This is a genomic window from Streptomyces sp. NPDC004629, from assembly GCF_042873595.1.
Taxonomy (GTDB): Bacteria; Actinomycetota; Actinomycetes; order Streptomycetales; family Streptomycetaceae; genus Streptomyces.
On sequence record NZ_JBIALO010000005.1, the window covers coordinates 121,720 to 145,160 of the forward strand.

23 protein-coding genes are annotated in these 23,441 nt (G+C 73.3%); 11 read left to right on the plus strand and 12 right to left on the minus strand.

Features of this window, described 5'->3' with window-relative positions; translation table 11 throughout:
* Nucleotides 1-163: 163 nt before the first annotated feature.
* The 3 genes from ACFYTE_RS09405 to ACFYTE_RS09415 all read left to right on the plus strand — a co-directional run bounded on the left by ACFYTE_RS09405 (nucleotide 164) and on the right by ACFYTE_RS09415 (nucleotide 2,080).
* Nucleotides 164-610 carry a hypothetical protein gene (locus tag ACFYTE_RS09405; RefSeq protein ID WP_388707092.1) on the plus strand — a complete coding sequence of 149 codons (447 nt, stop codon included), beginning with the start codon at nucleotides 164-166 and terminating at the stop codon, nucleotides 608-610.
* Between the two features lie 175 nt (nucleotides 611-785).
* Nucleotides 786-1,373: a pyridoxamine 5'-phosphate oxidase family protein gene (locus tag ACFYTE_RS09410; RefSeq protein ID WP_388707094.1), complete on the plus strand. Its 588-nt coding sequence runs from the start codon at nucleotides 786-788 to the stop codon at nucleotides 1,371-1,373.
* 2 nt (nucleotides 1,374-1,375) lie between these two features.
* Complete coding sequence (locus ACFYTE_RS09415; protein ID WP_388707096.1) at nucleotides 1,376-2,080, plus strand: L,D-transpeptidase; 705 nt, start codon at nucleotides 1,376-1,378, stop codon at nucleotides 2,078-2,080.
* Between the two features lie 179 nt (nucleotides 2,081-2,259).
* On the opposite strand, the gene ACFYTE_RS09420 is transcribed toward ACFYTE_RS09415, so the two are convergent.
* Complete coding sequence (locus ACFYTE_RS09420) at nucleotides 2,260-3,969, minus strand: sensor histidine kinase (RefSeq protein ID WP_388707098.1); 1,710 nt, start codon at nucleotides 3,967-3,969, stop codon at nucleotides 2,260-2,262.
* Between the two features lie 17 nt (nucleotides 3,970-3,986).
* Nucleotides 3,987-4,727: a response regulator transcription factor gene (locus ACFYTE_RS09425; RefSeq protein WP_388707592.1), complete on the minus strand. Its 741-nt coding sequence runs from the start codon at nucleotides 4,725-4,727 to the stop codon at nucleotides 3,987-3,989.
* A gap of 172 nt (nucleotides 4,728-4,899) precedes the next feature.
* On the opposite strand from ACFYTE_RS09425, the gene ACFYTE_RS09430 reads away from it, so the two are divergent.
* Genes ACFYTE_RS09430 through ACFYTE_RS09450 form a run of 5 tightly spaced genes read left to right on the plus strand, consistent with a single transcriptional unit; the run spans nucleotide 4,900 to nucleotide 9,808 of the window.
* A complete protein-coding gene (locus tag ACFYTE_RS09430; protein WP_388707100.1) occupies nucleotides 4,900-6,252 on the plus strand; it encodes a ferric reductase-like transmembrane domain-containing protein in 1,353 nt (450 codons plus the stop codon).
* A gap of 27 nt (nucleotides 6,253-6,279) precedes the next feature.
* Nucleotides 6,280-6,738, plus strand: a complete 459-nt coding sequence (locus ACFYTE_RS09435; RefSeq protein ID WP_388707103.1) for an FMN-binding protein — start codon at nucleotides 6,280-6,282, stop codon at nucleotides 6,736-6,738.
* Nucleotides 6,739-6,797: 59 nt separating this feature from the next.
* Nucleotides 6,798-8,180 (plus strand): ferric reductase-like transmembrane domain-containing protein, encoded by a 1,383-nt coding sequence (locus tag ACFYTE_RS09440; protein ID WP_388707106.1) that lies wholly within the window; start codon nucleotides 6,798-6,800, stop codon nucleotides 8,178-8,180.
* Between the two features lie 49 nt (nucleotides 8,181-8,229).
* A complete protein-coding gene (locus tag ACFYTE_RS09445) occupies nucleotides 8,230-9,015 on the plus strand; it encodes an FMN-binding protein (RefSeq protein ID WP_388707109.1) in 786 nt (261 codons plus the stop codon).
* Between the two features lie 4 nt (nucleotides 9,016-9,019).
* Entirely contained in the window at nucleotides 9,020-9,808 is a 789-nt protein-coding gene (locus ACFYTE_RS09450; protein WP_388707594.1) for an FAD:protein FMN transferase, read from the plus strand.
* Nucleotides 9,809-9,925: 117 nt separating this feature from the next.
* Here ACFYTE_RS09450 and ACFYTE_RS09455 read toward each other — a convergent pair whose 3' ends face one another.
* The 8 genes from ACFYTE_RS09455 to ACFYTE_RS09490 form a co-directional block, all read right to left on the minus strand.
* Entirely contained in the window at nucleotides 9,926-10,477 is a 552-nt protein-coding gene (locus tag ACFYTE_RS09455) for an arginine repressor (RefSeq protein WP_388707112.1), read from the minus strand.
* A gap of 7 nt (nucleotides 10,478-10,484) precedes the next feature.
* Nucleotides 10,485-11,684, minus strand: coding sequence for an acetylornithine transaminase (locus tag ACFYTE_RS09460; protein ID WP_388707114.1), 1,200 nt, complete (start codon nucleotides 11,682-11,684; stop codon nucleotides 10,485-10,487).
* Nucleotides 11,681-12,595: an acetylglutamate kinase gene (argB, locus tag ACFYTE_RS09465; protein WP_388707116.1), complete on the minus strand. Its 915-nt coding sequence runs from the start codon at nucleotides 12,593-12,595 to the stop codon at nucleotides 11,681-11,683. The genes ACFYTE_RS09460 and argB overlap by 4 nt, the downstream gene beginning before the upstream one ends.
* Nucleotides 12,592-13,743: a bifunctional glutamate N-acetyltransferase/amino-acid acetyltransferase ArgJ gene (argJ, locus tag ACFYTE_RS09470; RefSeq protein WP_388707119.1), complete on the minus strand. Its 1,152-nt coding sequence runs from the start codon at nucleotides 13,741-13,743 to the stop codon at nucleotides 12,592-12,594. The genes argB and argJ overlap by 4 nt, the downstream gene beginning before the upstream one ends.
* An 85-nt stretch (nucleotides 13,744-13,828) precedes the next feature.
* A complete protein-coding gene (gene argC, locus ACFYTE_RS09475) occupies nucleotides 13,829-14,857 on the minus strand; it encodes an N-acetyl-gamma-glutamyl-phosphate reductase (protein WP_388707122.1) in 1,029 nt (342 codons plus the stop codon).
* Nucleotides 14,858-14,912: 55 nt separating this feature from the next.
* Complete coding sequence (locus ACFYTE_RS09480; RefSeq protein WP_388707123.1) at nucleotides 14,913-15,344, minus strand: GtrA family protein; 432 nt, start codon at nucleotides 15,342-15,344, stop codon at nucleotides 14,913-14,915.
* Nucleotides 15,344-16,294 (minus strand): glycosyltransferase family 2 protein, encoded by a 951-nt coding sequence (locus tag ACFYTE_RS09485; protein WP_388707126.1) that lies wholly within the window; start codon nucleotides 16,292-16,294, stop codon nucleotides 15,344-15,346. The genes ACFYTE_RS09480 and ACFYTE_RS09485 overlap by 1 nt, the downstream gene beginning before the upstream one ends.
* Before the next feature lie 20 nt (nucleotides 16,295-16,314).
* Nucleotides 16,315-18,975 (minus strand): YfhO family protein, encoded by a 2,661-nt coding sequence (locus ACFYTE_RS09490; protein ID WP_388707128.1) that lies wholly within the window; start codon nucleotides 18,973-18,975, stop codon nucleotides 16,315-16,317.
* A gap of 616 nt (nucleotides 18,976-19,591) precedes the next feature.
* Between ACFYTE_RS09490 and ACFYTE_RS09495 the strand changes: the two genes are divergently transcribed.
* Both ACFYTE_RS09495 and ACFYTE_RS09500 read left to right on the plus strand, forming a co-directional pair.
* On the plus strand, nucleotides 19,592-19,843 hold the full coding sequence (locus ACFYTE_RS09495) for a hypothetical protein (protein ID WP_388707131.1): 252 nt from the start codon (nucleotides 19,592-19,594) through the stop codon (nucleotides 19,841-19,843).
* Nucleotides 19,840-20,319 carry a DUF6314 family protein gene (locus ACFYTE_RS09500; protein WP_388707134.1) on the plus strand — a complete coding sequence of 160 codons (480 nt, stop codon included), beginning with the start codon at nucleotides 19,840-19,842 and terminating at the stop codon, nucleotides 20,317-20,319. Before ACFYTE_RS09495 ends, ACFYTE_RS09500 begins: the two co-directional genes overlap by 4 nt.
* Here the strand turns inward: ACFYTE_RS09500 and ACFYTE_RS09505 are convergent.
* Both ACFYTE_RS09505 and ACFYTE_RS09510 read right to left on the minus strand, forming a co-directional pair.
* The gene (locus ACFYTE_RS09505) at nucleotides 20,301-20,894 is read right to left on the minus strand and encodes a histidine phosphatase family protein (protein WP_388707136.1); all 594 of its coding nucleotides are present in this window, start codon (nucleotides 20,892-20,894) and stop codon (nucleotides 20,301-20,303) included. The two genes, ACFYTE_RS09500 and ACFYTE_RS09505, sit on opposite strands and share 19 nt — an antisense overlap.
* A gap of 159 nt (nucleotides 20,895-21,053) precedes the next feature.
* Nucleotides 21,054-22,487, minus strand: coding sequence for a PLP-dependent aminotransferase family protein (locus tag ACFYTE_RS09510; protein WP_388707139.1), 1,434 nt, complete (start codon nucleotides 22,485-22,487; stop codon nucleotides 21,054-21,056).
* Between ACFYTE_RS09510 and ACFYTE_RS09515 the strand changes: the two genes are divergently transcribed.
* Complete coding sequence (locus tag ACFYTE_RS09515) at nucleotides 22,486-23,436, plus strand: DMT family transporter (protein ID WP_388707142.1); 951 nt, start codon at nucleotides 22,486-22,488, stop codon at nucleotides 23,434-23,436. The two genes, ACFYTE_RS09510 and ACFYTE_RS09515, sit on opposite strands and share 2 nt — an antisense overlap.
* Nucleotides 23,437-23,441: the final 5 nt, after the last annotated feature.

Genomic DNA, 23,441 nt, shown 5'->3' on the forward strand with positions numbered 1-23,441 from the left:
CAGTGCACTGGCTGACATGCATGAGTATGCAGCACTCTGCATGATTCGTCAATCTGCTCCGGAATCGGCGGCGCGTTGAACCCTCGAAACCGCTTTCCCGTATGTCTGGGTGACGGCGGCGCCGCGTCCGTGAACCCACCCCTGACCCAAGTGAGGCATCCCCATGTCCAGGGCACTACCCAAGTACGACAAGCGTCGCGTGACCTTGATCGGCGGCGCCGCCGCCCTGGTGCTGTCCGGTGCGGTGATCACCGGCTCCGCGCTCGCCGGGGAGGACTCCGAGGGCGGCGGCACCGACGCCCGCACCCTCGCGGCACCGGGAACGATCAGCTGCCCCGATGTCGCCTCGCAGTTGCCCGTGGTCCCCGCCTCCGCACAGGCCGAGGTCGACCGCAACCTCACCCTGCTCCAGACCCAGATCCAAGAAGCGAACAAACGCCTCACCGACACCGTCGGCCAAGGCGGACCCAACTTCGTCGACAACGCCATCCTCGGCCCCCTCAAGGACAAACGGGCCTCGACCATCGAGCGCATCGCCATCTCCATCGGCCGCACAGCCGAGAAACCGGCCGGCCTCGACTCCCTGGCCGCCTGCACGCTCACTCAGTGAGGTGACAGGCAGCCGTGTCCGCCCCGTGTCAGCGCCGGCCGGGGCGGCCACGGCGGAAGCCGGATCCGTCCCCACCGGATCCGGCTTCTCCTTTGACGTGCGGCTTCCCGGCCTCTCCTTCGGCGGACGAATTCTTCTTCGACGGCCACGCGGATTGCGGCGATACTCGGCAGACATGGGACATACCTATGAGCGCATCGACGGCAGACTCCGGACGTTCATCGAGGAACAGCCTCTCTTCTTCACCGCCACCGCTCCCCTCTCCGGCGACGGCACCGTCAACCTCTCCCCCAAGGGGCTCAAGGGCTCCTTCGCGGTGCTCGACGAACACACCGTCGCCTACCTCGACTTCGCCGGCTCCAACGCCGAGACGATCGCCCATCTGCGGGAGAACGGCCGCATCACGCTGATGTGGTGCGCCTTCCAGGGTCCGCCGAACATCGTCCGGGTGCACGGGCGGGGCGAGCCGGTCTTCCGCGACGACCCCCGCTTTCGCGCGCTGCTCGCCCACTTCCCCGACATCGACCCGATCCCGCACGGCCTGCGCGCCATCATCGTCGTCCGCGCCGAACTCGTCCGGGACACCTGCGGATACGCGGTTCCCTTCATGGCGTACGAGACGGACCGGGATCTGCACGGGCGGCGCTTCGCGCGGGAGGACGACGCCTCGCTGAGCGACTACTTCACCAAGAAGGACCACGTGGCGACGAGCCTGGACGGCCTGCCGGGGCTGCCGTTGCCGCTGCCGCCGTCTACCGTCTGAGCATGCGCCAAGGTGTCGTCGTCACCCTCATGTCCGCGTCCCTCCTCCTGCTCGGTACGGCACCCGCCACCGCCGAGACACCCCCGCTGCCGGCCCGGATGGCCGACACCGGGGGCGGCAGCCAGCTGATCACCGCCGAGGCGCCGCGGGCCGGCGCGACGTCCGGCACCGTCACCTGGTGGGACCGGCGGGGCGGGCGGTGGGTGCGGGCCGGTTCGGCGCCGGCCCGGTTCGGTGCGCAGGGACTCGTCTCGGGCACCGTGCGCAGGCAGGGCACGAACACGACCCCGACCGGGCTGTACGACCTGCCGTTCGCCTTCGGCGTGCGGCCCGCGCCGCCGGGCACGACGGTCCGGTACCGGCCGGTACGCGAGGACTCCTGGTGGTGCCAGGACACCGCGTCCCGGTCCTACAACCGCTGGACCCAACCCCGGCCGGCCGACTGCCGGGCCGCCGAGTCGGAGCACCTGATCGGGTACCGCACCCAGTACGCACACGCGCTCGTCATCGGCTTCAACTACCACCGGCCCGTGCGGGGCCGCGGTGCCGGGATCTTCCTGCACGTCAACGGGTCGGGCGCGACGGCCGGTTGCGTGTCGGTCCCGGCCGACGCGATGCGCCGGATCCTGCGCTGGGCCGACCCGACGGCACGGCCGCACATCGCCATCGGAACGACGGGCGGACCAACGGCAATCACCCGCTACTGACCCCACCCCGCCGGCCTCGGACCACGAACCGTCGGGCTCGGGCCGCGGAGCGCCGGCCTCGGGCCGCGGAGCGCCGGGCTCCGGTCCCGGAGAAACAGGGCTCCCGCCGGGGAGGCGGCAGACTTCGCCCCACCACAGCGCCTCACCACAGCGACGGACTCCGACCGCACGGAACCCGGCTACGGACCGGCAGCGCCAGGCTCCGGCCCGCCAGGGCCAAGCCCTCCTCCCGCAGGGTCCCGCGCCGACTGCACTGCGGCGGACTCCGGATCCGCAGGGCCCGGCTCGGGACGCCCAGCGGTGGGCTGCTGCCCGGGAGGGGCGGACGCATGGTCGGGCTCGGGGCGCGGGCGGGTGGGTTCCGCTGCCGTCGGACCCGGGGCGGGCTGTGGGGCTGTGGGTTCCGGTGGTGGGGTGGTTGTGGGCAGGCGGACCGTGAAGGTCGTGGTGCCCGGGCGGCTTTCCAGGTCCACGCTTCCTCCGTGTGCCTCCGCCACCGCCGCCACGATCGAGAGTCCGAGCCCCGCCCCGCCGCCCGCGGCCTCCGTGCGGCGGCGGTGTTCGGCACGGGTGAAGCGTTCGAAGACGCCGGGCCTGACCTCCTCGGGGACGCCCGGCCCGGTGTCGTGGACATCCAGCCGGACGGTGTCGCCGTCGGTCTCCAGGGACACCGTCACCTTCGTGCCGGCGGGCGTGTGCGACCGCGCGTTGGCCAGCAGGTTGGCCAGCACCTGTTGCAGGCGGTGGGCATCGCCGGTCACCGTCACCGGCTCCTCGGGCAGTTCCAGCGCCCAGCCGTGATCGGGCCCCGCGGCCCGTGCGTCCGTGACGGCGTCCAGCACGAGCCGGGTGAGGTCGACGGGCCGCCGCTCCAGGGGGCGTCCGGCGTCCAGCCGGGCGAGCAGCAGCATCTCGTCGACCATCTCGCCCATGCGGGCGGACTCGGCGGCGATCCGTTCCAGGGCCCGCGTCACTTCCGGGGGCACCGGTCCGGGATGCAGCAGGGCGAGTTCGGCGTGGCCGCGCACCGAGGCGACCGGGGTGCGCAGCTCATGGCTGGCGTCGGCGGCGAAGCCACGCAGCCGTTCCTCGCTCGCCTGCCGCTTGGTCAGCGCGTTCTCGACGTGCCCGAGCATCCGGTTGAACGCGGCGGCCACCTGCCCCACCTCGCCGCGCGGGTCGGCCTGCGGGGCCCGCGCGGGCAGCACGACGTCCCCGCTGGCCAGCGGGAGTTCGCTGACCCGGGTGGCGGTAGCGGCGACCCGGGTCAGCGGGCGCAGCGACCAGCGCACCCACAGGGCCCCGGCGACACCGGCGATCACCAGGGCGGCGCCGAAGACGACACCGGCGACCAGTTCGAGCCGGTGCACGGCGGCCTCCACCGGCTCCAGCGGCAGTCCGGTGATCAGCACGTCGCCGTCCTGGCCCCGGTAGGCGACGGCCCGGTAGGAGGCGTGCAGCGAGTCCAGCCCGACGGTGCGGGCCCGGCCGTCGGCCGGCAGGGCGGCGAGCCGCGCCCGGTCCCCGGCGGGCAGGGTGACATCGCGCAGATTGGCGGCGGCGCTGCCGGACGGCACGACGGCCGCGTTGGTGACCCGGCCGTCGACCAGCCGGGCGCCGAACGTGCCGGTCACCTGGCGCCTGGTGTCGCCGTGCTCGTCGCCGTCGTGGTCGCTCGGCGCCAGGACCTGGTGCTCCAGGCTGGCCGGGAGCCGGCTGCCGACGTCGGCGAGCTGCTGGTCGAGGCGGCGGGTGAGAAAGCCGTCCAGCTCGACGACGGCGGCCACGCCCACGGCGGCGCAGCTGACGGCGAGCAGCACGACCAGTCCCGCGCTGAGCCGGGCCCGTAGTGTGCGCGGCCACGGCAGCCGCCGCAGTCCCCGCGCCATGCCCCGCGGTACCGGCCTCATGAGTGCGCCGGCTTGAGCAGATAGCCGGCCCCGCGCACGGTGTGGATCATGGGCGCGCGGCCCGCGTCGACCTTCTTGCGCAGGTAGGAGATGTACAGCTCGACCACATGGGCCTGGCCGCCGAAGTCGTAGGACCACACCCGGTCGAGGATCTGTGCCTTGCTGAGCACCCGGCGCGGGTTGCGCATCAGGAAGCGCAGCAGCTCGAACTCGGTCGGGGACAGCTCGACCAGTTCGCCGGCCCGGGTCACCTCGCGGGCCTCCTCGTCCATGACCAGGTCGCCCACGACCAGCCGCGGTCCCTCCTCCTGCTGCCGGGCCATACCCGCGCGCCGCAGCAGTCCGCGCAGCCGGGCGACGACCTCCTCCAGGCTGAACGGTTTGGTGACGTAGTCGTCGCCGCCCGCGGTGATCCCGGCGATGCGGTCCTCCACGGCGTCCCGCGCGGTGAGGAAGAGCACACAGACGTCGGGCTGCACCTCGTGCAGCCGGCGCAGCACGGCGAAGCCGTCGGTGTCCGGCAGCAGCACGTCGAGGACGACCGCGTCGGGCAGCAGCTCGCGGGCCGCCGCGAGCGCCGAGGCGCCGTCGCCGGCCGCGCGGACCTGCCAGCCCTCGTAGCGCAGGGCTCCGGTGAGCACCTCGGCGAGGTCGGGGTCGTCGTCGACGACGAGGACGCGCAGCGGGGTCCCGTCGGGGCGGGTCAGGGCGGGGCGGCCGGAGCGGGTGGTGTTCATCTCGTCCTCCAGCATCACCCATCCCGGGCGTGGCCGGGCGGCGGGAATGCTCTGAGGTTCCTCTGAGTCCGCTCGGAGCGGCTGTCCTCAGAGGCGGTTCAGAGGTTGCGGCGGCACAGTGGCGGCTTCGGCGGCAGGGCACGGTGCGGATCCGCCGAGAGAGGACGTGATCATGGCCGCGGTGCATGAGCGGCGGACGGCACGCGCCGCTCCGCCCGCCTCCCGGTGGTCCCCGGCGGTCTGGCTGCCGGTGCTGCTGTGGGCGGGCGCGGCGGCCGTGCTCGCCCTGTGGTGGACGGACACGGGGCCGGTCGTCGGCGCGGCGGGCTGGCTGACCGGGGCCGGGCGGATCGCCGGTCTGCTGTGCGGGTACGCCTGCGCGGTGCTGGTGGGGCTGATGGCGCGGGTTCCGCTGCTGGAGGTGCGGATCGGCTCGGACCGGGTGGCCCGCTGGCATGCGATGGCGGGCCGGTACACGGTCTGTCTGCTGGTCGCGCACGTCGTGCTGACCCTGGCCGGGTACGCCGCGCAGGACCACGCCTCCCTCGTCCGTGAGACGGTCACCGTGGTCCTCGACTACCCGGAGATGCTGAAGGCGACCGCGGGCGGGGCGCTGCTGTGCGCGGTGGGGGTCGCCTCCGCGCGCGCCGTGCGCCGCCGCACCGGCTACGAGTTCTGGTACTACACGCACCTGCTGACGTACGCCGCCGTCTTCCTCGCCTTCTCCCACCAGCTGGCGCTCGGCAACGACTTCGCCGGCAAGCCCGCGGCCACCGCCGCCTGGTACGCGCTCTATCTGGGCGTCGCGGCCCTGGTGGGGTGGTACCGGCTGCTGGTGCCGGCGCGGCTGAACCTGCGCCACCGGCTGCGCGTCGAGTCGGTGCACAGGGAGGCGCCGGGCGTGCACTCGGTCGTCGTGTGCGGCCGGCGGCTGGACGAACTGGACGTGCGGTCCGGGCAGTTCTTCCGCTGGCGGTTCCTCGGCGCGGGCCTGGGCTGGACGTCGACGCCGTACTCCCTGTCGGCGCCGCCGCGCGGGGACCGGCTGCGGATCACGGTCAAGGCGCTCGGCGGCCACAGCGCGGCCGTGCCGCTGCTGCGGCCGGGCACCCGGGTGTGGGCCGAGGGCCCGTACGGCTCCCTGACGGCGGACCGGCGCACCGCGCACAGGACGCTGCTGATCGCGGGCGGCGTCGGCATCACCCCGCTGCGGGCGCTGTTCGAGACACTGCCCGGCGATGTGACCCTGCTCTACCGGGCGCGGACGGCCGAGGACCTGGCCCTGGGCGGCGAACTGGAGGCCATCGCGCGGTGGCGCGGGGCGACGGTGCGCTACGCCCTCAACGGGGCGGACGGCGAACGCCCGGCGCTGACCGCCGGGGCGCTGCGCGCCGCCTTCCCCGGACTCGCCGGCTACGACGTGTACCTGTGCGGTCCGCAGGGCTTCGCCGAGGACGTGTACGCGCAACTGCGGGCCGCGGGTGTGCCGGACCGCCGTATCCACCACGAGTCGTTCGAGCTGTAGAAGCCGCCAGAAAGGTGTGAGGTCGTCATGCACGCGTTGAGGAAGGCCCGTCCGCTGCGCCGCGTCGTACTGGCGAGCGCCGCGACCGTCTGCGGGACGGTCCTGCTGCTGGCCCTGAAGCCGCATGCGACCCCATCGGTGGCCGCGGGTGCGCCGGCGCCCGCTTCGTCCGCGGGGGCGAGCGCGTCGGCCACGGCTCCGGCCGCCGGCAGCAAGACCGTCACGGGTGACACGGCACAGACCCGCTGGGGCCCGGTCCAGGTGCGTGTCACGGTGCGGGGCGGCCGGCTCACCGACGCCACGGCCGTCGTCTACCCGCAGGACAATCCACGCGACCGGCAGCTCAGTGCCTATGCCCTGCCCCAGCTGCGCCGGGAGGCGCTGGCCGCGCAGAGCGCGCAGATCGACACCGTGTCGGGCGCCACCTACACCAGCGACGGTTACCGGCAGTCACTCCAGTCCGCACTGGACTCCGCGGGCCTGTGAACACTCGGGAGCCGTGACACGTATCTGTGGGCCAAGGGTCCCGTCCACCCGGAGGAACCGTGACCACCACCCTCGCAGGCGGACGTGCCGCCCGCCGTCAGACGATGCGCCGCATCCGCCAGCGCCGCTCACCGGCCGTCCCGCTGCTGCTCGCCGTCGCCGCGGGCGCGGTGGGCGTGCTGTGGCTGTGGTGGCACAACACCCCGTCCATCGCCGACGACAACAGCAGGATCCTCAACGCGGGCCGGATCACGGGTCTGCTGGCCGGCTACCTCATGGCGCTGGTCGTGCTCCAGATGGCGCGGGTCCCTGCGCTGGAGCGGCGGGTCGGTTCGGACCGGGTGGCCCGCTGGCACGCGATGAGCGGCCGCTACACGCTGTGCCTGGTCCTCGCCCACATCTTCCTCATCATGTGGGGCTACGCGCTCCAGGCGGGCAAGTCGCTCGGCGACATCGGCCGGCAGACCGTCGACTCCGTCAACCAGCTGCCCGACATGGGCAAGGCCGCCATCGGCACGGGCCTGTTGGTGCTCATCGGGCTGACCTCGCTCGGCGCGGTCCGCCGCAGGCTGCCGTACGACACCTGGTACCACGTCCACCTGATGACGTACGCGGCGGTGTTCCTGACGTTCTGGCACCAGATCACCGCCGGCAACGACTTCGCCCTGGAACCCGCCGCGAAGACCTTCTGGTACGCCCTGTACGGCTCGGTGACCGCGCTGCTCCTCTGGTACCGGGTCCTCACCCCGATCCGGCTGAACCTGCGGCACCGGATGCGGGTCGAGGCGGTGATCGAGGAGACCCCGGGCATCGTCTCGGTGCTGATCGGCGGGCGCAAGCTGCACCGGATGGGCGCGGAGGCCGGGCAGTTCTTCCGGTGGCGGTTCCTGGCGCCGGGTATGCGGTTCAGCTCGCACCCTTTCTCGCTGTCGGCGGCGCCCCGGCCGGACATGCTGCGGATCACGGTGAAGGCGATCGGCGACCACAGCGCCCGGCTGCGTGAACTGCGGCCGGGCACCCCGGTGTGGGCCGAGGGCCCGTACGGCGCGCTCACCGCGTCCCGGCGCAGCCGCGGCAAGGTGCTGCTGGTCGCGGGCGGCGTCGGCATCACACCGATGCGGGCGCTGTTCGAGACGCTGCCCGGCGCGGCCGGCGACCTGACCCTGCTGTACCGGGCCAACAGCACGCAGGACCTGGCGCTGTGGGACGAACTGGCGTCGATCGCCGAGGAACGCGGGGCCCGGCTGATGTACGCGGTGAACAGCCCGGAGGGGGAACGGCCGGACATCTCCGCGGACAACCTCCGGCGGAAGATCCCGGACATCGACCGGCACGACGTCTTCATGTGCGGTCCGACCGGGTTCGCGCAGTCGGTGTACGAGGCGCTGCGCGGCGCGGGGGTTCCCGCCCGCCGCATCCATCACGAGTCGTTCGAGATGTGAGCGACGGACTCTCAGCGGAACCCGACGGGAAATCAGGAGCGCACAGAACATGCGGAAGAGCCACCCCATACGGCGCGTCGTGCTGGCCACCGCCGCCACCGTGTCCGGCGTCGTCCTGCTGCTGACGCTGAAGCCGGCCTCGGACCCGGCCTCCGCGTCGGCGGCGGGCGCGGCGCCCCAGCAGACGGCGGCGGCGCAGGAGTCGCCGCAGGGCGGAGCACAGGCCGCCGGATCCGGCACGGTGACCGGTGCCGCGGCCCGGACCCAGTACGGGGCCGTGCAGGTACGTCTGACCGTCAGCAACGGCAGGATCACGGCGGCGGAGGCGGTGCAGGCGCCCAAGGGCGGCACCAGCGACCAGAAGACGGCACTCGCCGTACCGAAACTGAACCAGGCCGCCGTGGCCGCACAGAGCGCCCGCATCGACTCCGTCTCCGGCGCCACCTACACCAGCAACGGCTACCGGCAGTCACTCCAGTCGGCGCTGGACAAGATGAAAGCGGCGGGTTCCTCGCCCGCGTCGCCCGTCGCACCGTCCTCCTCCGCCGCCGCACAGGCCGGTTCCCGCACGCTCACCGGCGAGGCCGCCCAGAGCCCGTACGGTCCGGTCCAGGTGCGGATCACGGTCACCGACGGGAAGATCACCGCGGCGGAGGCGGTGCAGGCGCCCAAGGGCGGCACCAGCGACCAGAAGACGGCACTCGCCGTACCGAAACTGAACCAGGCCGCCGTGGCCGCACAGAGCGCCCGCATCGACTCCGTCTCCGGCGCCACCTACACCAGCAACGGCTACCGGCAGTCGCTCCAGTCGGCGCTGGACCAGGCCGGTGGCTGACGTGGTGGCGGAGCCGGCGAAGACTCCCGGCGCGGTGCGTCACGCGGAGGAGGTCATGGGGACGGTCTTCTCCTTCGACGTCCGCGGCGGGGAACCGGATGCCGTGCGGGCGGCGCTGGACGAGGCGGTCGCGGGGCTGCACCGGGTCGACGAGGTGTTCAGCACGTACCGCGAGGACAGTCAGGTCTCCCGGCTGGCCCGGGGCGAGCTGGCCCTGGCGGACTGCGATCCCGAGGTGGCCGAGGTGCTGGAACTGGGGACCGAGGCGGAGCGGCTGAGCGAGGGGTGGTTCAGCACGGCGTACCGGGGCCGGCTCGATCCGACCGGGATCGTCAAGGGCTGGGCAGCCGAGCGGGCCGCGCTGCGGATCACCGCGGCCGGGGTGAGCGGGGTGAGCGTGAACGGCGGCGGCGACGTGCAGATGTTCGGCGTGCCCGAGCCGCACCGGCCGTGGCGGGTCGGGGTGGCGGATCCGCTGCGGCCCGGCGGGCTGGCGGCGGTGGTGTCCGCGGCCGGGGTGGACCGGCTGGCGGTGGCGACGTCCGGGACGGCGGAACGCGGCGCGCACATCGTGGACCCGCGGACCGGGCGGACGGCGGTCACGGACCTGGTGGCGGTGACCGTGATCGCTCCCCGGCTGACCTGGGCGGACTGCTGGGCCACGGCCGCGTTCGCGATGGGCTCGCGGGCCGGCCTCGACTGGCTGGAGTCCCTTGCGGACGTGGAGGCCCTACTGATCACAGCAGGCGACGAGGTCCGCTGCACAGAGGGCCTGGCAGCCCGCCTGGGCTAACGCCTCGCGGCGGGTGGGCCGGCCCCACATCCCGGCACCCCCAAGGCACCGCCGCGCCCACCCACACACAGCCACCCACCCCAGGGCCGCGGGGAACTGCGCGACCGGCCAAAACCCTCAGTGACCGTTCTGGGCCAAGCGCAGCAAGTGGTCTGCCAGGGCCTGCCCCCCACTGGCCTCCCGACTGATCAACAGCACCGTGTCGTCACCCGCGATCGTCCCGAGGATGTCATGCAGTTCGGCCTGGTCGATGGCGGACGCGAGAAACTGCGCGGCCCCCGGAGGGGTCCGCAGCACCACGAGGTTCGCCGAAGCCTCCGCAGAGATCAGCAGCTCCTGGGAGAGGCGCCGCATGCGCTCCTCCTTCGCCGACTCCCCGAGCGGCGCCCGGGGCGTGCGGAATCCGCCCTCGCTCGGCACCGCGTAGATCAGGTCACCGTCGGTGTTGCGGATCTTCACCGCGTTCAGCTCGTCCAGGTCCCGGGAGAGCGTCGCCTGGGTGACGCTCAGCCCGTCGTCGGACAGGAGCTTCGCCAGCTGGCTCTGCGACCGCACCGGCTGCCGATTGAGGATGTCCACGATCCGGCGGTGCCGCGCGGTCCGGGTCTGCGGCACGGCGGGCCCGGCGGCCTGCTCGTTGTCCTGCCCGTGGTCCTGCTCCTGGCTCATCGTCGTCTCATTCTCCGGATCGTCCGTCCCCGTTCACTGCGTCGAGGATGCCGGGCAGGGCCCGGAGGAACGCCTCCGTCTCGTCGTCGCCGACGTTCAGCGGCGGCATCAGCCGTACCACGTCGGGAGCGGGCGCGTTCACCAGGAAACCGGCGTCCTGAGCCGCCTGCTGGGCCTGCGGCGCGAGCGGCTCGGTGAGCACGATACCCAGGAGGAGGCCGGCGCCCCGGACATGGGCGATCAACGGGTGGCCCAGCGCCTCGATCCCGTCGCGCAACCGTTCGCTCTGCCGCTTGACGTTCTCCAGCAACCCGTCGTTCGCGATGGTGTCGAGGACCGCGAGCCCCGCGGCGCAGGCCACCGGGTTGCCGCCGAAGGTCGACCCGTGCTGGCCGGGCCCGAGCAGTTCGGCGGCGCGGCCGAAGGCGACCGTGGCGCCCAGCGGCAGCCCGCCGCCGAGGCCCTTGGCGAGGGTGACGATGTCCGGCAGGACGCCCTCGTGGGCCTGGTACTCGAACCAGTTGCCGGTGCGGCCGACGCCGGTCTGCACCTCGTCCAGGACCAGCAGCGAACCGGTGGCGGCGGTGATCGCGCGGGCCGCCTTCAGATAGCCGGCGGGCGGCACCACGACGCCGTTCTCGCCCTGGATCGGTTCGATGACGACGAGGGCCGTCTCCTCGGTGACCGCGGCGGCCAGCGCCTGCGCGTCTCCGTAGGGCACGTGCGTGACGTCGCCGGGCAGCGGCCGGAACGGTTCCTGCTTGCCGGGCTGGCCGGTGAGCGCGAGGGCGCCCATGGTCCGGCCGTGGAAGCCGCCCTCGGTGGCGACCATGTGGGTCCGCCCGGTGCGCCGGCCGATCTTGAAGGCGCCCTCGTTGGCCTCGGCGCCGGAGTTGCAGAAGTACACCCGGCCGTCGCGGCCGAAGAGTTGGAGGAGCCGTTCGGCGAGGGCGACGGGCGGCTCGGCGATGAACAGGTTGGAGACGTGGCCGAGAGCGGCGATCTGCCGGCTCACGGCCGCCACGACCGCCGGGTGGGCGTGGCCGAGCGCGTTGACCGCGATACCGCCGACGAAGTCGAGGTACTTCTTGCCGTCGGCGTCCCACAGCGTCGTGCCGGCGCCGCTTACCAGCGGCAGCCGGGGGGTGCCGTAGTTGTTCATGAGCGCGCCCTGCCACCGCGTGGTCAGTTCCTGATTGCCCGTCATGGGGCGTCCCCCTCCTGCTCGTCGGGCACGACCATGGTGCCGATGCCCTCGTCGGTGAAGATCTCCAGCAGGATCGAGTGCTGGACCCGGCCGTCGATGACGCGGGCGGTGCGCACGCCGCCGCGCACGGCGTGCAGACAGCCCTGCATCTTCGGCACCATGCCGGCAGACAGATCCGGCAGCAGTCTCTCCAGTTGGGAAGCGGTGAGGCGGCTGATCACCTCGTCGGAGTGCGGCCAGTCCTCGTAAAGGCCCTCGACATCCGTGAGGACCATGAGGGTTTCGGCGCCCAGGGCCGCGGCGAGCGCCGCGGCCGCCGTGTCCGCGTTGACGTTGTAGACGTGTCCGTCGTCCTGGCTGCGGGCGATGGAGGAGATGACCGGGATGCGGCCGTCGGCGAGCAGGGCCTCGATCGCGCCCGTGTCGATGGCGGTGATCTCGCCCACCCGTCCGATGTCGACCGGTTCGCCGTCGATCTCGGGCAGGTGCTTGGTGGCGGTGATGGTGTGCGCGTCCTCGCCGGTCAGGCCCACGGCGAGCGGCCCGTGCCGGTTGAGCAGCCCCACCAGTTCGCGCTGCACCTGCCCGGCGAGCACCATGCGTACGACGTCCATGGCGTCCTCGGTGGTGACTCGGAGGCCGGCCTTGAACTCGCTGACGATGCCGTGCCGGTCGAGCGCGGCGCTGATCTGCGGGCCGCCGCCGTGCACCACGACCGGTTTGAGACCGGCGTGCCGCAGGAAGACCACGTCCTGGGCGAAGGCGGCCTTCAGCTCCTCGTCCACCATGGCGTTCCCGCCGAACTTGATGACGACGGTCTTGCCGTGGTGCCGGGTCAGCCAGGGCAGCGCCTCGACGAGGATCCGGGCCTTGGGCAGCGCGGTGTGTTTACGGGTGGTTGCGGTGCTCATGAGCTGTATGCGCTGTTCTCGTGGACGTAGTCGGCGGTCAGGTCGTTGGTCCAGATGGTGGCGGTCTCGGTGCCGGCCGACAGGTCGGCGACGATATGCACCTCGCGGTAGCGCATGTCGACCAGGTCACGGTCCTCGCCGACGCCGCCGTTCTTGCACACCCAGACGCCGTTGATGGCGACGTTGAGCCGGTCGGGCTCGAAGGCGGCGGCGGTGGTGCCGATGGCGGACAGGACACGGCCCCAGTTGGGGTCCTCGCCGTGGATGGCGCACTTGAGCAGGTTGTTGCGGGCGATGGAGCGGCCCACCTCGACGGCGTCGTCCTCGGTGGCGGCGCCCATCACCTCGATCTTGATGTCCTTGCTGGCGCCCTCGGCGTCCTGGATGAGCTGCCGGCCGAGGTCGTCGCAGACCTGCCGTACGGCCTCGGCGAATTCCGCGTACTGCGGAGTGATGCCGGAGGCGCCGGAGGCGAGCAGCAGCACGGTGTCGTTGGTGGACATGCAGCCGTCGGAGTCGACCCGGTCGAAGGTGACCCGGGTGGCGGCGCGCAGCGCCCGGTCCAGCGTGTCGTCGTCGGCGACGGCGTCCGTGGTGAGGACGACCAGCATGGTGGCGAGGCCGGGGGCGAGCATGCCGGCGCCCTTGGCCATGCCGCCGACGGTCCAGCCGTTGCCGGTGACGACGGACGTCTTGTGCACGGTGTCGGTGGTCTTGATGGCGATGGCGGCCTTCTCGCCGCCGTGCTCGGAGAGCTGGGCGGCGGCGGCCTCGACGCCCGGCAGGAGCTTGTCCATGGGCAGCAGCACGCCGATCAGGCCGGTGGAGCAGACGGCCACCTCGACGGCGCCCCGGCCGAGGACCTCGGCCGCCTTCTCGGCGGTGGCGTGCGTGTCCTGGAAGCCCTGGGGGCCGGTGCAGGCGTTGGCGCCGCCGGAGTTGAGGACGACGGCGGAGACCTGGCCGCTTGCGATGACCTGTTCGGACCAGAGCACGGGGGCGGCCTTCACGCGGTTGGAGGTGAAGACGCCCGCGGCGGCCCGGCGGGGCCCGTCGTTGACCACGAGGGCCAGGTCCGGGTTGCCGTTCTGTTTGATCCCGGCGGTGATGCCCGCCGCCGTGAACCCTTTGGCTGCCGTGACGCTCACTGCATCTCCTTGTTCGCTTCTGCGCCCGTGCGGCGCGGCGGTGCGGCCTTCGTCGTCTGCAACCCGGCGGCTGCACGGTCGTCGCTCAGGGTGCGACTCCGATCGTGGAAAGCCCCGTGGTCTCGTCGAGTCCGAGGGCGATGTTCATGCTCTGGACGGCACCGCCCGCGGTGCCCTTGGTCAGGTTGTCGATGGCGCTGATCGCGATGATGCGTCCTACGGCGGCGTCGTACGCGACCTGCACCTGAACGGCGTTCGAACCGTGGACGGACGCCGTGGCGGGCCACTGTCCCGCGGGCAGCAGGTGGATGAACGGCTCGTCGGCGTAGGCCTTCTCGTAGGCGGCGCGCACCGACTCGGCGGTGACCGGCTCGCGTGCCTTCGCGCTGCACGTGGCGAGGATGCCGCGGGGCATCGGCGCGAGGGTCGGGGTGAAGGAGACGGCGACCCGCTCGCCCGCCACGGCGCTGAGGTTCTGGATCATCTCGGGGGTGTGCCGGTGACCGCCGCCGACGCCGTACGGCGACATGGACCCCATGACCTCGCTGCCCAGCAGGTGCGGCTTGGGTGCCTTGCCCGCGCCGGAGGTGCCGGAGGCGGCGACGATCACGGCCTCGGGCTCGGCGAGGCCCGCCGAGTAGGCGGGGAAGAGGGCGAGCGAGACGGCGGTCGGATAGCAACCGGGTACCGCGATGCGCTTGGACCCCTCCAGCGCGGCGCGGGCACCCGGCAGTTCGGGAAGGCCGTAGGGCCAGGTCCCGGCGTGCCCAGAACCGTAGAACCGCTCCCAGTCGGCGGCGTCCTTGAGCCGGAAGTCGGCGCCCATATCGACGACGAGGACGTCGGGGCCGAGTTGCTCGGCGACGGCGGCGGACTGCCCGTGGGGCAGGGCGAGGAAGACCACGTCGTGCCCGGCGAGGGCCGCGGGGGTGGTCTCGGCCAGCACCCGGTCGGCCAGCGGCAGCAGATGTGGCTGGAGCGTGCCGAGCCGCTGGCCGGCGTTGGAGTTGCCGGTCAGGGCACCGATCTCGACCTCGGGGTGTGCGAGGAGCAGCCGCAGGACCTCTCCGCCCGCGTATCCGCTCGCTCCGGCCACCGCCGCACGTACCGCCATGTCACCCTCCTCCTAGATGGCATGACTATACGTTTCGCTGCACGTTTATGCAATCCTATGCGGCATCCCCCTCTGGAACCCGGGGCAGCATCACCCAGCGGGAGACCACGAAGGTCACCGGAATCGCCGCCGCGGACGCGAGCAGGGGCGCGAACCGGCTGCCCGCGTGCAGCACGCCGACGATCACGTACACACCCGCCGTGGTGATCAGGAAATTGGTGGCGTTGGTCAGCGGAAACAGCAGGAATTTCCGCCAGGTGGGCCGTATTCGATAGGTGAAGCGGGCGTTCAGGAAAAAGGACCCGGTCATACTCAGCAGGAATGCAAGAACATGCGCGAAGAGATAGGGCAAACGCATCAGGAACAACAGGTAGAGACCGTAGTACGTGCCCGTGTTCACGACGCCGACGGCGGCGAAGGTGAGCATCTGCCGCGGCAGCGGCCGGGTCGCCGGGCGGGGCGTCGGACTGGTCGTCGCGGTGCGCATCAGGGGATGAGGTCTTTCGTCCGTTCCACGTTGGTCGCCTTCACCAGGAAGTGCGGGCGCCCCTTGACCTCGTAGTAGATCCGTCCGGTGTACTCGCCGATGACCCCGAGCATGATCATCTGCACCCCGGCGAGGGCGGTGACCGCGGTGATGATGGTGACATAGCCGGGTGTGTCCACGCCGTGGACGAGCGCGGCGCCCACGATCCACGCCGTGTACACGCCCGCGCACAGCAGCAGTCCCAGGCCCAGGTACAGGGCGGCGCGCAGCGGCCGGTTGTTGAAGGAGAGCAGTCCGTCGAGGCCGTAGTTGAGCAGGCTGCGCAGGGTCCAGGAGCTGCGGCCGTGCTCGCGCACCGTGTTCGTGTACTCGAAGGTGGTGCTGGGAAAGCCGACCCAGGCGAACAGGCCCTTGGAGAAGCGGTTGTACTCGGTGAGGTCGAGGACCGCGTCCACCACGCGCCGCGACAACAGCCGGAAGTCGCCGACGCCGTCGACGAGTTCCACGTCCACGAGCCGGTTGACCGTCCGGTAGTACAGGCGGGCGGTGAGGGTGCGGGCGATCCCCTCGCCGGTCCTGGTGCGCTTGGCTATGACCTGGTCGTAGCCCTGTCCGCGCAGTTCGACCATGCGCTTGATCAGTTCGGGCGGGTGCTGGAGGTCGGCGTCCATGACGATCACGCAGTCCCCCGTGGCGTGCCGCAGACCGGCGAGCAGGGCGGCCTCCTTGCCGAAGTTGCGGCTGAAGGAGACGTAGCGCACCCGTGCGTCGAGGTCGGCGAGTTCCTGCAGGACGACCAGCGTCCGGTCGCGGCTGCCGTCGTCGACGTACACGAACTGCATGTCGTGCCCGAGCGGCAGCAGTTCATCGGCGACCTTCTGCACCGCTTCGTGGAAGCGTCCGAGGACGTCCTCCTCGTTGTAACAGGGCGCGACGATCGAGATGAGCATGGGTTCTTCCCCCTGGGCGGTCACAGAGCGTGGGTGAGGCGCTCGGGTTGTTCGGTCGTGGTCGTCGGTGCGGCGGCCCGTCGGCGGCGAACGGCGCCGAGCACGCAGAGCAGGATCAGGATCAGCAGCGCGGCGCCCCCCGCCGCCGCGCCCAGCCGCAGTCCCGGTGGGTGGAACGTGCAGCTCAGACTGGTCGCGGAGCCGTCCAGGGGCACCGCGATCAGCCCGTAGTACTCCCCGGCGGGCTTCTCCTCGGCGCCGCCTGCGGCGCACCGCCAGCCGGCGATCCGCGGTGCCGCGACGACGGCGGTCCCCTTGCTGCCGGCGGGGAGTTCGGCCCGCAGCGTGCCGTCATCGACGGTCACCGCGGTGGCCGCGGTGGCCCGCAGCCCCTCGACGGCGGTGCGCAGCGCGGCGGTGTCCAGGCAGCCGACCGCGCCGCGGTCCGGCACCCGGCCGGGCCGGTCCGGGCTCAGCTCGATCCGCAGCCGCCCGGCGGCCGGAACCGCGCCGAGCGGCTGCATGGCCGCGATCTTGGCGCCCTCGGCATCAGACCGGAACCGGGCGACCGGCCCGCCGCCGGCAAGCCGCGCGGTGCCCGAGAAATGCGGCGCCCACAGGAACACCCGGTCGCCGGCCGTGCAGCGCGCCGTGATCGTGGGACCGGGCAGGTCCGCGCGGGCGGGCGCGGCGACGAGCAGCCCCGGACGGCGGGCGTCGCCGCGCTGCGGGGGCCGGCCGGCGCCGGTGCGCACCGTCGCGCGGGGCAGGGTGTAGACGCGGCTGCCCAGCAGCCGTTCCTGGTTGCGGTACGGCGACGGTCCGAAGGCCGCGACGCCGGTGTGCGCCGAGGTGCCGGGCGGGCGCACGGTCACCAGGGGCGGCACCTGTGCGCGGGACACGGTCACCGGGCCGCCGCCCTGCGGCAGCCACGACTGGTGCGGGTCCGGCGGGGAGTGCACCCGCGCGCCGACGGAGAAGACCGCGTCCGTGACGGGGTTGTCCAGGCTCTGCAGGCTCCGGCCCCGCGAGGTCCAGCCGCCGCCGACGGCGGTGAGGGTACTGCTGAGGACGTCGGAGGTGAGGCTGCTGTAGTACTGGACGCCCTGGCCGCCCACCATCAGCGGGTCGTTGGAGACGGTCTGGTCCCGGCCCGGTTCGGTGCGGTAGCGGGGCCAGTCGTCGGCGCCCGCGATCGCGTCGGCCTGCCGCTGCTGCCGCTCGCCCCAGGGCGCGTAGTCGTCCATGTGGGCGAGGCGCTGCCGGCTGGCCACCGCGGAGGTCGCGGCGGTCTCGCCGAGTTGCCCGCCGAAGAGCAGCGCGACGGCGCAGCCGGCCAGTACCGTGCGCCGGCGCCCGGCGGCCGGCCGGCCCAGGCCCTGGCCCTGGCCCTGGCCCTGCGAGGCGAGCAGGGCGAGCCCGCCGAGCGCGCCCACGACGGCGAGCAGGAACACCGCCCATGTGTAGCGGTGCACCAGCGCGCTGCGGCTCGCGACGGCGGCGATCAGCGCGAGCAGCGCGCTCGCCGCGCCCAGTGCGCGCCAGTCCGGCGGGCCGTGGGACAGGGTGTGCCAGGCGGCGATGACCAGCACCGCGCACAGGACGAACGCCTCCCGGTAGGCGCTGCCCTGCGGGGTGGCGAAGGCGTGCCAGGCCAGTTGTGTCGGCGCCCACTGCAGCGACAGGGTCACCGCGATCACGAGCAGCGTCCAGCCCGCGCGCACCCGCCGGGGCACCGCCCGGTGGAACGGCAGGGCGAGCGCGAGCAGCAGCGCGGTGACGCCCACGTACAGGGCCGGGCTGCCGAAGCTGTACGTCGTCGGCAGCAGCCGGGCCAGCAGGTCGTCCGTGGGGACCGGGACGAAGTGTCCCTCGCGGGCGGGGGAGGCGTGCTTGGTGCCGAGGTACACGACCGCCACCAGCGGTGCGGCCAGGCCCATGCCGAGCGCGACGGTGCCGGCGGCCCGGCCGGCCGCCGCCAGCGCCTGCCGGCGCGGGAGTCCGGCGAGCAGCAGCCGGAGCAGCAGTACGAGTCCGGCGGCGAGGGTGGCCATGTACGCGGTGTAGAAGTTGGCGATCCAGGCGAGCGCGACGATCAGCACGCCGAGGACCGGGCGCCGGCGCCGCAGGGTCCACTCACCTACCAGGCACAGCAGGGGCAGCGCGATCAGGCCGTCGATCCACATCGGGTTGTAGATGGCGACGGCGACGCCCCAGCCGCACAGGGCGTAGGAGGCGCCCAGCAGACCGGCCGCCCACCAGCGGCCGGGGCGCAGGGCGAGCAGCAGGCAGGCCATGGCAGCGCCGGCGGCCGCCGTCTTCAGCACGGTGACGACGTACACCGCGAGGTCGATCTCGTCCCGTGGGAAGACGGCGACGAGCAGGGCGAAGGGGCTGCCGAGGTAGGTGCCGATGTCGGGCAGGAAACTCGCGCCGTAGCCGGACTGCCAGTTGATGAAGAGCCCGCCGTCGGCGCGGCCGTGCAGCAGGTCCCACAGGTGGGCGTGGAAGGGTACGTACTGGTTGCCGAGGTCGTTGACGCTGCGGGTGCGGGGGCCGAACGGGTAGCAGCGGGCGAGCGCGTCGGCCGCGCACAGCGCGGTGACGGTGATGGCCGCGGCGAGCAGGGCTGCGGATCGCCCGGTGACGCGGCTGTCACCGGGCGGGGTCGGGCGGTGCATTCTCGGGAGGCCCCCAGAGGGAATTCGGGACGCGCGGTCCCTGCCGGGGGTGTCAATCCCCGTGCTTCGCTGATTCGCCGGGTTAGACGGGTCTGGTTTCCGGATGGTTGTGTCACCGACGCGATCTGATGCCCTGAATTCCGAATACCTGCGCGTTTCATAAATCCTCGCCGACGATTGGGAAAACGGCGGCTTTCCAGAACATGTGCGAAAGGTGAATACGGTCGGCCCTGGCTCTGGCCGCGTCCGGCCGCCTGTCGGTGACACCGGGCATGCCCACCGGGCCGTCGCCCGGCGGCTAGCGCCGGCCGAGCCCGCTCCGGGGGCATCTGCCGTCCGCCGGCTGCGGCCACGTCGTGGCTGATCGCGCCGTTCCCCGCGCCCCCTCCGGGGGCACCCGCCGACCGCCAACCGCGGCCACGTCGTGGCTGAATGCGCCGCTCCCCGCGCCCCCCTCCGGGGGCACCCGCCGTCCGCCCGCTGCGGCCACATCGTGGCTGATCGCGCCGCTCCCCGCGCCCCCCTCCGGGGGCACCCGCCGTCCGCCCGCTGCGGCCACATCGTGGCTGATCGCGCCGTTCCCCGCGCCCCCCTCCGGGGACGTAGGGTCGGCGCCATGGATGTGCTGCTGCCGTACCTGGCTCTGGCGGAGGGGCTCGCCGTTGTGCTCGGCTTCTTCACCTGGCTGGCGCGGCTGATCCGGCGCCGCGGCGCGGCCGGCGCGGGGATCGGCGCCGCCCTGGCCGCGTACGAAGAGGCCTTCCGCGTCACGAGCCATGCCGCGCACCACGAGGTCCGGGCCCAGGCGCAGCGCAAGGCGCCCACCGGCTCCCCGGACGGCCCGCGGCCCGGGACGGGGACGACATGAGCCGGCCCGAGGGCGTGTACCGCGCGACGGCGGGCGACGAGGTGCGGGGCGTGCCGGACGTGTTCGCGTATCTGGCCGGGCGCTGGCACGTCGAGCGCACCGTGCGGGACCTGGCGAACGGCGACGAGGGCCGCTTCACGGGCGGCACCGTCTTCAGCCCGCTGCCCGGCGGCGGGCTGCTGCACGAGGAGTCCGGCACGTTCACCTGGCGGGGGGTGCCGCGGCCCGCCGAGCGGACCCTGCGCTTTCTGCCGGGCGCCGACGCGGGCACGGCGGACGTCCGCTTCGCCGACGGGCGGCCCTTCCACGACCTGGACCTGACCTCGGGCCGCCATGTCGCCGACCACCCGTGCGCGGCGGACCTCTACCGGGGCGAGTTCACCGTCCAGGACGCGGACCGCTGGCGGACGGTGTGGCGGGTGGGCGGCCCCGCGAAGGACCTCCTCCTCGTCACCGACTACAGGCGCGCGCACTGAGCCGGCGCGCCGTCGACGCGCAGGTTCCAGCGGCCCGCCCGGCCGGTGACCGTGGCCGCGGACAGAGGGCGGACGTCGATGTTCCAGTACGTCGCTGGGGGCGCCTTCAGCACGTGGACGAGGGCCGCACGGATCACCGAGGGCTCGGCCACGGCGACGATGCGGCCGCCGTCGTCGGCGGGGCGGGTGTCCAGCCAGCCGCCCACCCGGGAGATGAAGGCCAGCAGCGACTCACCGCCGTGCGGGGTGGAGCGCGGGTCGGCGAGCCAGGCGTCCACCGACTCCGGTTCCCGGGCCATCGCCTCGCCCAGCGTGAGCCCCCGCCAGCGGCCCATGTCGCAGTCGCGCAGGGCGAGTTGCACCAGGGGCGCGTACCCCAGGGCGTCACCGGTCGCCCGGTTGCGGGGGGTCGGCGAGCAGTAGCGCAGCTCGGCCGCCGCCAGCGGCCGCAGCTCCCCCGCGACCCGCAGCACCTCGTCCCAGCCCGCCTGGTCCAGCGGCCGGTCGTCCTGGAAGCGTTCGGCGAGCAGCGGTGAACTGCGCGCGGCGGCGACGAACGTCACCCGAAGTGGCATGCGGTGATGGTGTGCCGCCCAAGTATCCAGGTCAAGGGGGACCGCCGGGGAGATGCCGAGGGGTCCAGGACTTTACTCGAAGACGTGCACCGTCCACTGGTCCGGCCGGTGCAGCGACCCACGCCTCCCGCCGCGTCGCCGTCCAGGGTTCCTCACCGCCTAGAAGATCTCGTCGCAGGCCGTGCGCAGGCGACGCAGGCCCTCGCTGATGTCCGCGGTCCCGGAGACCGCGGCGAAGCTCAACCGGACGTGCGGCGCGGGGGGTTCGGCGCTGAAGTAGGGGCGGCCCGGGGTGAGGGCGACGCCCGCGCGCAGCGCCGCGGCGGTCAGGGCGGCCTCGTCGGTGCCGTCGGGCAACCGGAGCCAGAGGTGGTAGCCGCCGGACGGGACGTGCGGCAGGCCGAGTTCGGGCAGCCGCAGCCGCAGGCCCGTCGTCATGGCGGTGCGGCGGGCGGTCAACTCGGCCGACAGGGCGCGCAGATGGCGCGGCCAGGCGGGCGAGCCGACGAGTTCGAGCGCGGCCTCCTGGAGTGGCCTGGGCACGAAGAACGTGTCGACGACCTGGATGGCGCGCAGCCGTTCCAGCACCGGCCCCCGCGCGGCCAGGGCGCCCACCCGGAGACTGGGCGAGGTCGCCTTGGTCAGCGAGCCGACGTGCACGACGACGCCGTCCACGTCGTCCGCGGCCAGCGGTCGCGGCAGCGGCCCCGCGTCCGTGTGCACCAGCCGCCGCACGAAGTCGTCCTCGACCACGAAGGCGCCGGCCTCCCGGGCGATCCGCAGCACCTCGGCCCGCCGGTCGGGGGCGAGGACGGCGCCGGTCGGGTTCTGGAACAGGGGCTGGCAGACGAAGACCCGGGCGCCGCTCGCCCGGAACGCGTCGGCGAGCAGCCGCGGCCGCACCCCGTCCGGGTCCACCGGCACGGGCACCGGGCGCAGCCCGGCCGCGCGGGCGAGCGCCAGCATGCCCGGATAGGTCGGGGACTCGACGAGCACCGGCGCGCCCGGCGGAGCAAGCGCCCGCAGCGCGGTGGCCAGCGCGGTCTGCCCGCCCGCCGCGACCAGCACCTCGGCCGCCGTGACGCCGCCGCCGATACCGCGCGCGAACCACTCCCGCAGCTCGGGCAGGCCCTCCAGGGGCGGGCGTCCCCAGGCGCCGGGCCGCCGCCCGGCGCGGGCGAGGGCCGCCGCCATGGCCCGCTCGGGCTGCAGCGAGGGATGCAGATAGCCGCCGTTGAACTCCAGCACGCCGGGCGGCGGCGCGGCGAGGCAGACAGTGACCCCGGAGGCGTCGACGGTGCGCGGTACGAGGTCGGCGGCGCCGTCGGCGCTCAGCGCGACCTCCTGCCAGGAGGTGTCCCCGTCGCGCGTGGCCGGCGTGCGGGGCCGCGCCCGGAACGCCCCGGCGCCGGGCCGGGTCACCACCAGCCCCTCGGCGGACAGCTGCGCCAGGGCCCGGGAAACCGTCACCGGACTCACCCGGAACCGCTCGACGAGGGACCTGCTCGACGGGAGCTTTCCACCCTGTGGATAGCGGTCCATCTCCTGTCGCAGCCGTTCCGCCAGTTCACCGACGCTGCTACGCTCATGCATGAGAGTGAAGAGTAGCGCTACTGACGCCACCCGGATAGCGGTCACCGATCCCCGCGAGGGCGTCGGCCTCGGCACCCTCCAGGCCGCCCTGGGCGTCGTCGCCTTCTCGCTCACCTTCCCGGCCACCGCGTGGGGGCTGGAGGGCATCGGGCCCTGGTCGCTGGTCGCCGTCCGCAGCGTGCTGGCCGCGGTGATCGCGGACTGCTGTCTGTGCGCGGTGGGCGCGTCCCGGGATCGCGGGCGGGTGCGATGGCGCCTGCCGCTGCCCGACCGCCGGCACCTGCCGGGCCTCGCCGTGGTCGGCGCCGGGGTGGTGCTCGGCTTCCCGTTGCTGACCACGCTCGCCCTCCAGACGTCCACCACCGCGCACGCCGCCGTCGTGGTGGGCCTGCTGCCGCTGACCACCGCACTGCTGTCGGCCCTGCGCATGGGCACCCGCCCCTCCCGCACCTTCTGGGCGGCGGCGCTGGCGGGCGCGGCGGCGGTGCTCGTCTTCACCGTGCAGCAGAGCGGCGGATCGCTCACGGCCGCCGACGGCTATCTGTTCGCGGCACTGCTGGTGTGCGCGGCCGGCTACACCGAGGGCGGCCGGCTGGCCCGGGTCATGCCGGGCTGGCAGGTCATCGGCTGGGCCCTGGTGCTGTGCCTGCCGCTGACCGTGCCGGCCGCCGCGCTGGCACTGTCGTACGAGCCCGTGCGGCTGACCGCGCACGGCGTGGCCGGGTTGCTGTGGGTCGCGGCGGGCTCGCAGTTCCTCGGCCTGGTCGTCTGGTACCGGGGCATGGCGGCCATCGGCATCCCCAAGGCCAGCCAGTTGCAGTTGGCCCAGCCGCTGGTCACACTGGTGTGGTCGGTGCTGCTGCTGGGCGAGCACCTCACGGCGGCCGCTCCGCTGACCGCCGCCGCGGTGCTCGTGTGTATCGCCGTCACCCAACGATCACGTTCGTGAGGAGG

Coding starts and splice junctions, on each gene's coding strand:
- ACFYTE_RS09405 (WP_388707092.1), top strand. CDS start 164: ATGTCCAGGGCACTACCCAAGTACGACAAGCGTCGCGTGACCTTGATC.
- ACFYTE_RS09410 (WP_388707094.1), top strand. CDS start 786: ATGGGACATACCTATGAGCGCATCGACGGCAGACTCCGGACGTTCATC.
- ACFYTE_RS09415 (WP_388707096.1), top strand. CDS start 1,376: ATGCGCCAAGGTGTCGTCGTCACCCTCATGTCCGCGTCCCTCCTCCTG.
- ACFYTE_RS09420 (WP_388707098.1), bottom strand. CDS start 3,969: ATGGCGCGGGGACTGCGGCGGCTGCCGTGGCCGCGCACACTACGGGCC.
- ACFYTE_RS09425 (WP_388707592.1), bottom strand. CDS start 4,727: ATGAACACCACCCGCTCCGGCCGCCCCGCCCTGACCCGCCCCGACGGG.
- ACFYTE_RS09430 (WP_388707100.1), top strand. CDS start 4,900: ATGGCCGCGGTGCATGAGCGGCGGACGGCACGCGCCGCTCCGCCCGCC.
- ACFYTE_RS09435 (WP_388707103.1), top strand. CDS start 6,280: ATGCACGCGTTGAGGAAGGCCCGTCCGCTGCGCCGCGTCGTACTGGCG.
- ACFYTE_RS09445 (WP_388707109.1), top strand. CDS start 8,230: ATGCGGAAGAGCCACCCCATACGGCGCGTCGTGCTGGCCACCGCCGCC.
- ACFYTE_RS09455 (WP_388707112.1), bottom strand. CDS start 10,477: ATGAGCCAGGAGCAGGACCACGGGCAGGACAACGAGCAGGCCGCCGGG.
- ACFYTE_RS09460 (WP_388707114.1), bottom strand. CDS start 11,684: ATGACGGGCAATCAGGAACTGACCACGCGGTGGCAGGGCGCGCTCATG.
- argB (WP_388707116.1), bottom strand. CDS start 12,595: ATGAGCACCGCAACCACCCGTAAACACACCGCGCTGCCCAAGGCCCGG.
- argC (WP_388707122.1), bottom strand. CDS start 14,857: ATGGCGGTACGTGCGGCGGTGGCCGGAGCGAGCGGATACGCGGGCGGA.
- ACFYTE_RS09480 (WP_388707123.1), bottom strand. CDS start 15,344: ATGCGCACCGCGACGACCAGTCCGACGCCCCGCCCGGCGACCCGGCCG.
- ACFYTE_RS09485 (WP_388707126.1), bottom strand. CDS start 16,294: ATGCTCATCTCGATCGTCGCGCCCTGTTACAACGAGGAGGACGTCCTC.
- ACFYTE_RS09490 (WP_388707128.1), bottom strand. CDS start 18,975: ATGCACCGCCCGACCCCGCCCGGTGACAGCCGCGTCACCGGGCGATCC.
- ACFYTE_RS09495 (WP_388707131.1), top strand. CDS start 19,592: ATGGATGTGCTGCTGCCGTACCTGGCTCTGGCGGAGGGGCTCGCCGTT.
- ACFYTE_RS09500 (WP_388707134.1), top strand. CDS start 19,840: ATGAGCCGGCCCGAGGGCGTGTACCGCGCGACGGCGGGCGACGAGGTG.
- ACFYTE_RS09505 (WP_388707136.1), bottom strand. CDS start 20,894: ATGCCACTTCGGGTGACGTTCGTCGCCGCCGCGCGCAGTTCACCGCTG.
- ACFYTE_RS09515 (WP_388707142.1), top strand. CDS start 22,486: ATGAGAGTGAAGAGTAGCGCTACTGACGCCACCCGGATAGCGGTCACC.
- ACFYTE_RS09510 (WP_388707139.1), bottom strand. CDS start 22,487: ATGCATGAGCGTAGCAGCGTCGGTGAACTGGCGGAACGGCTGCGACAG.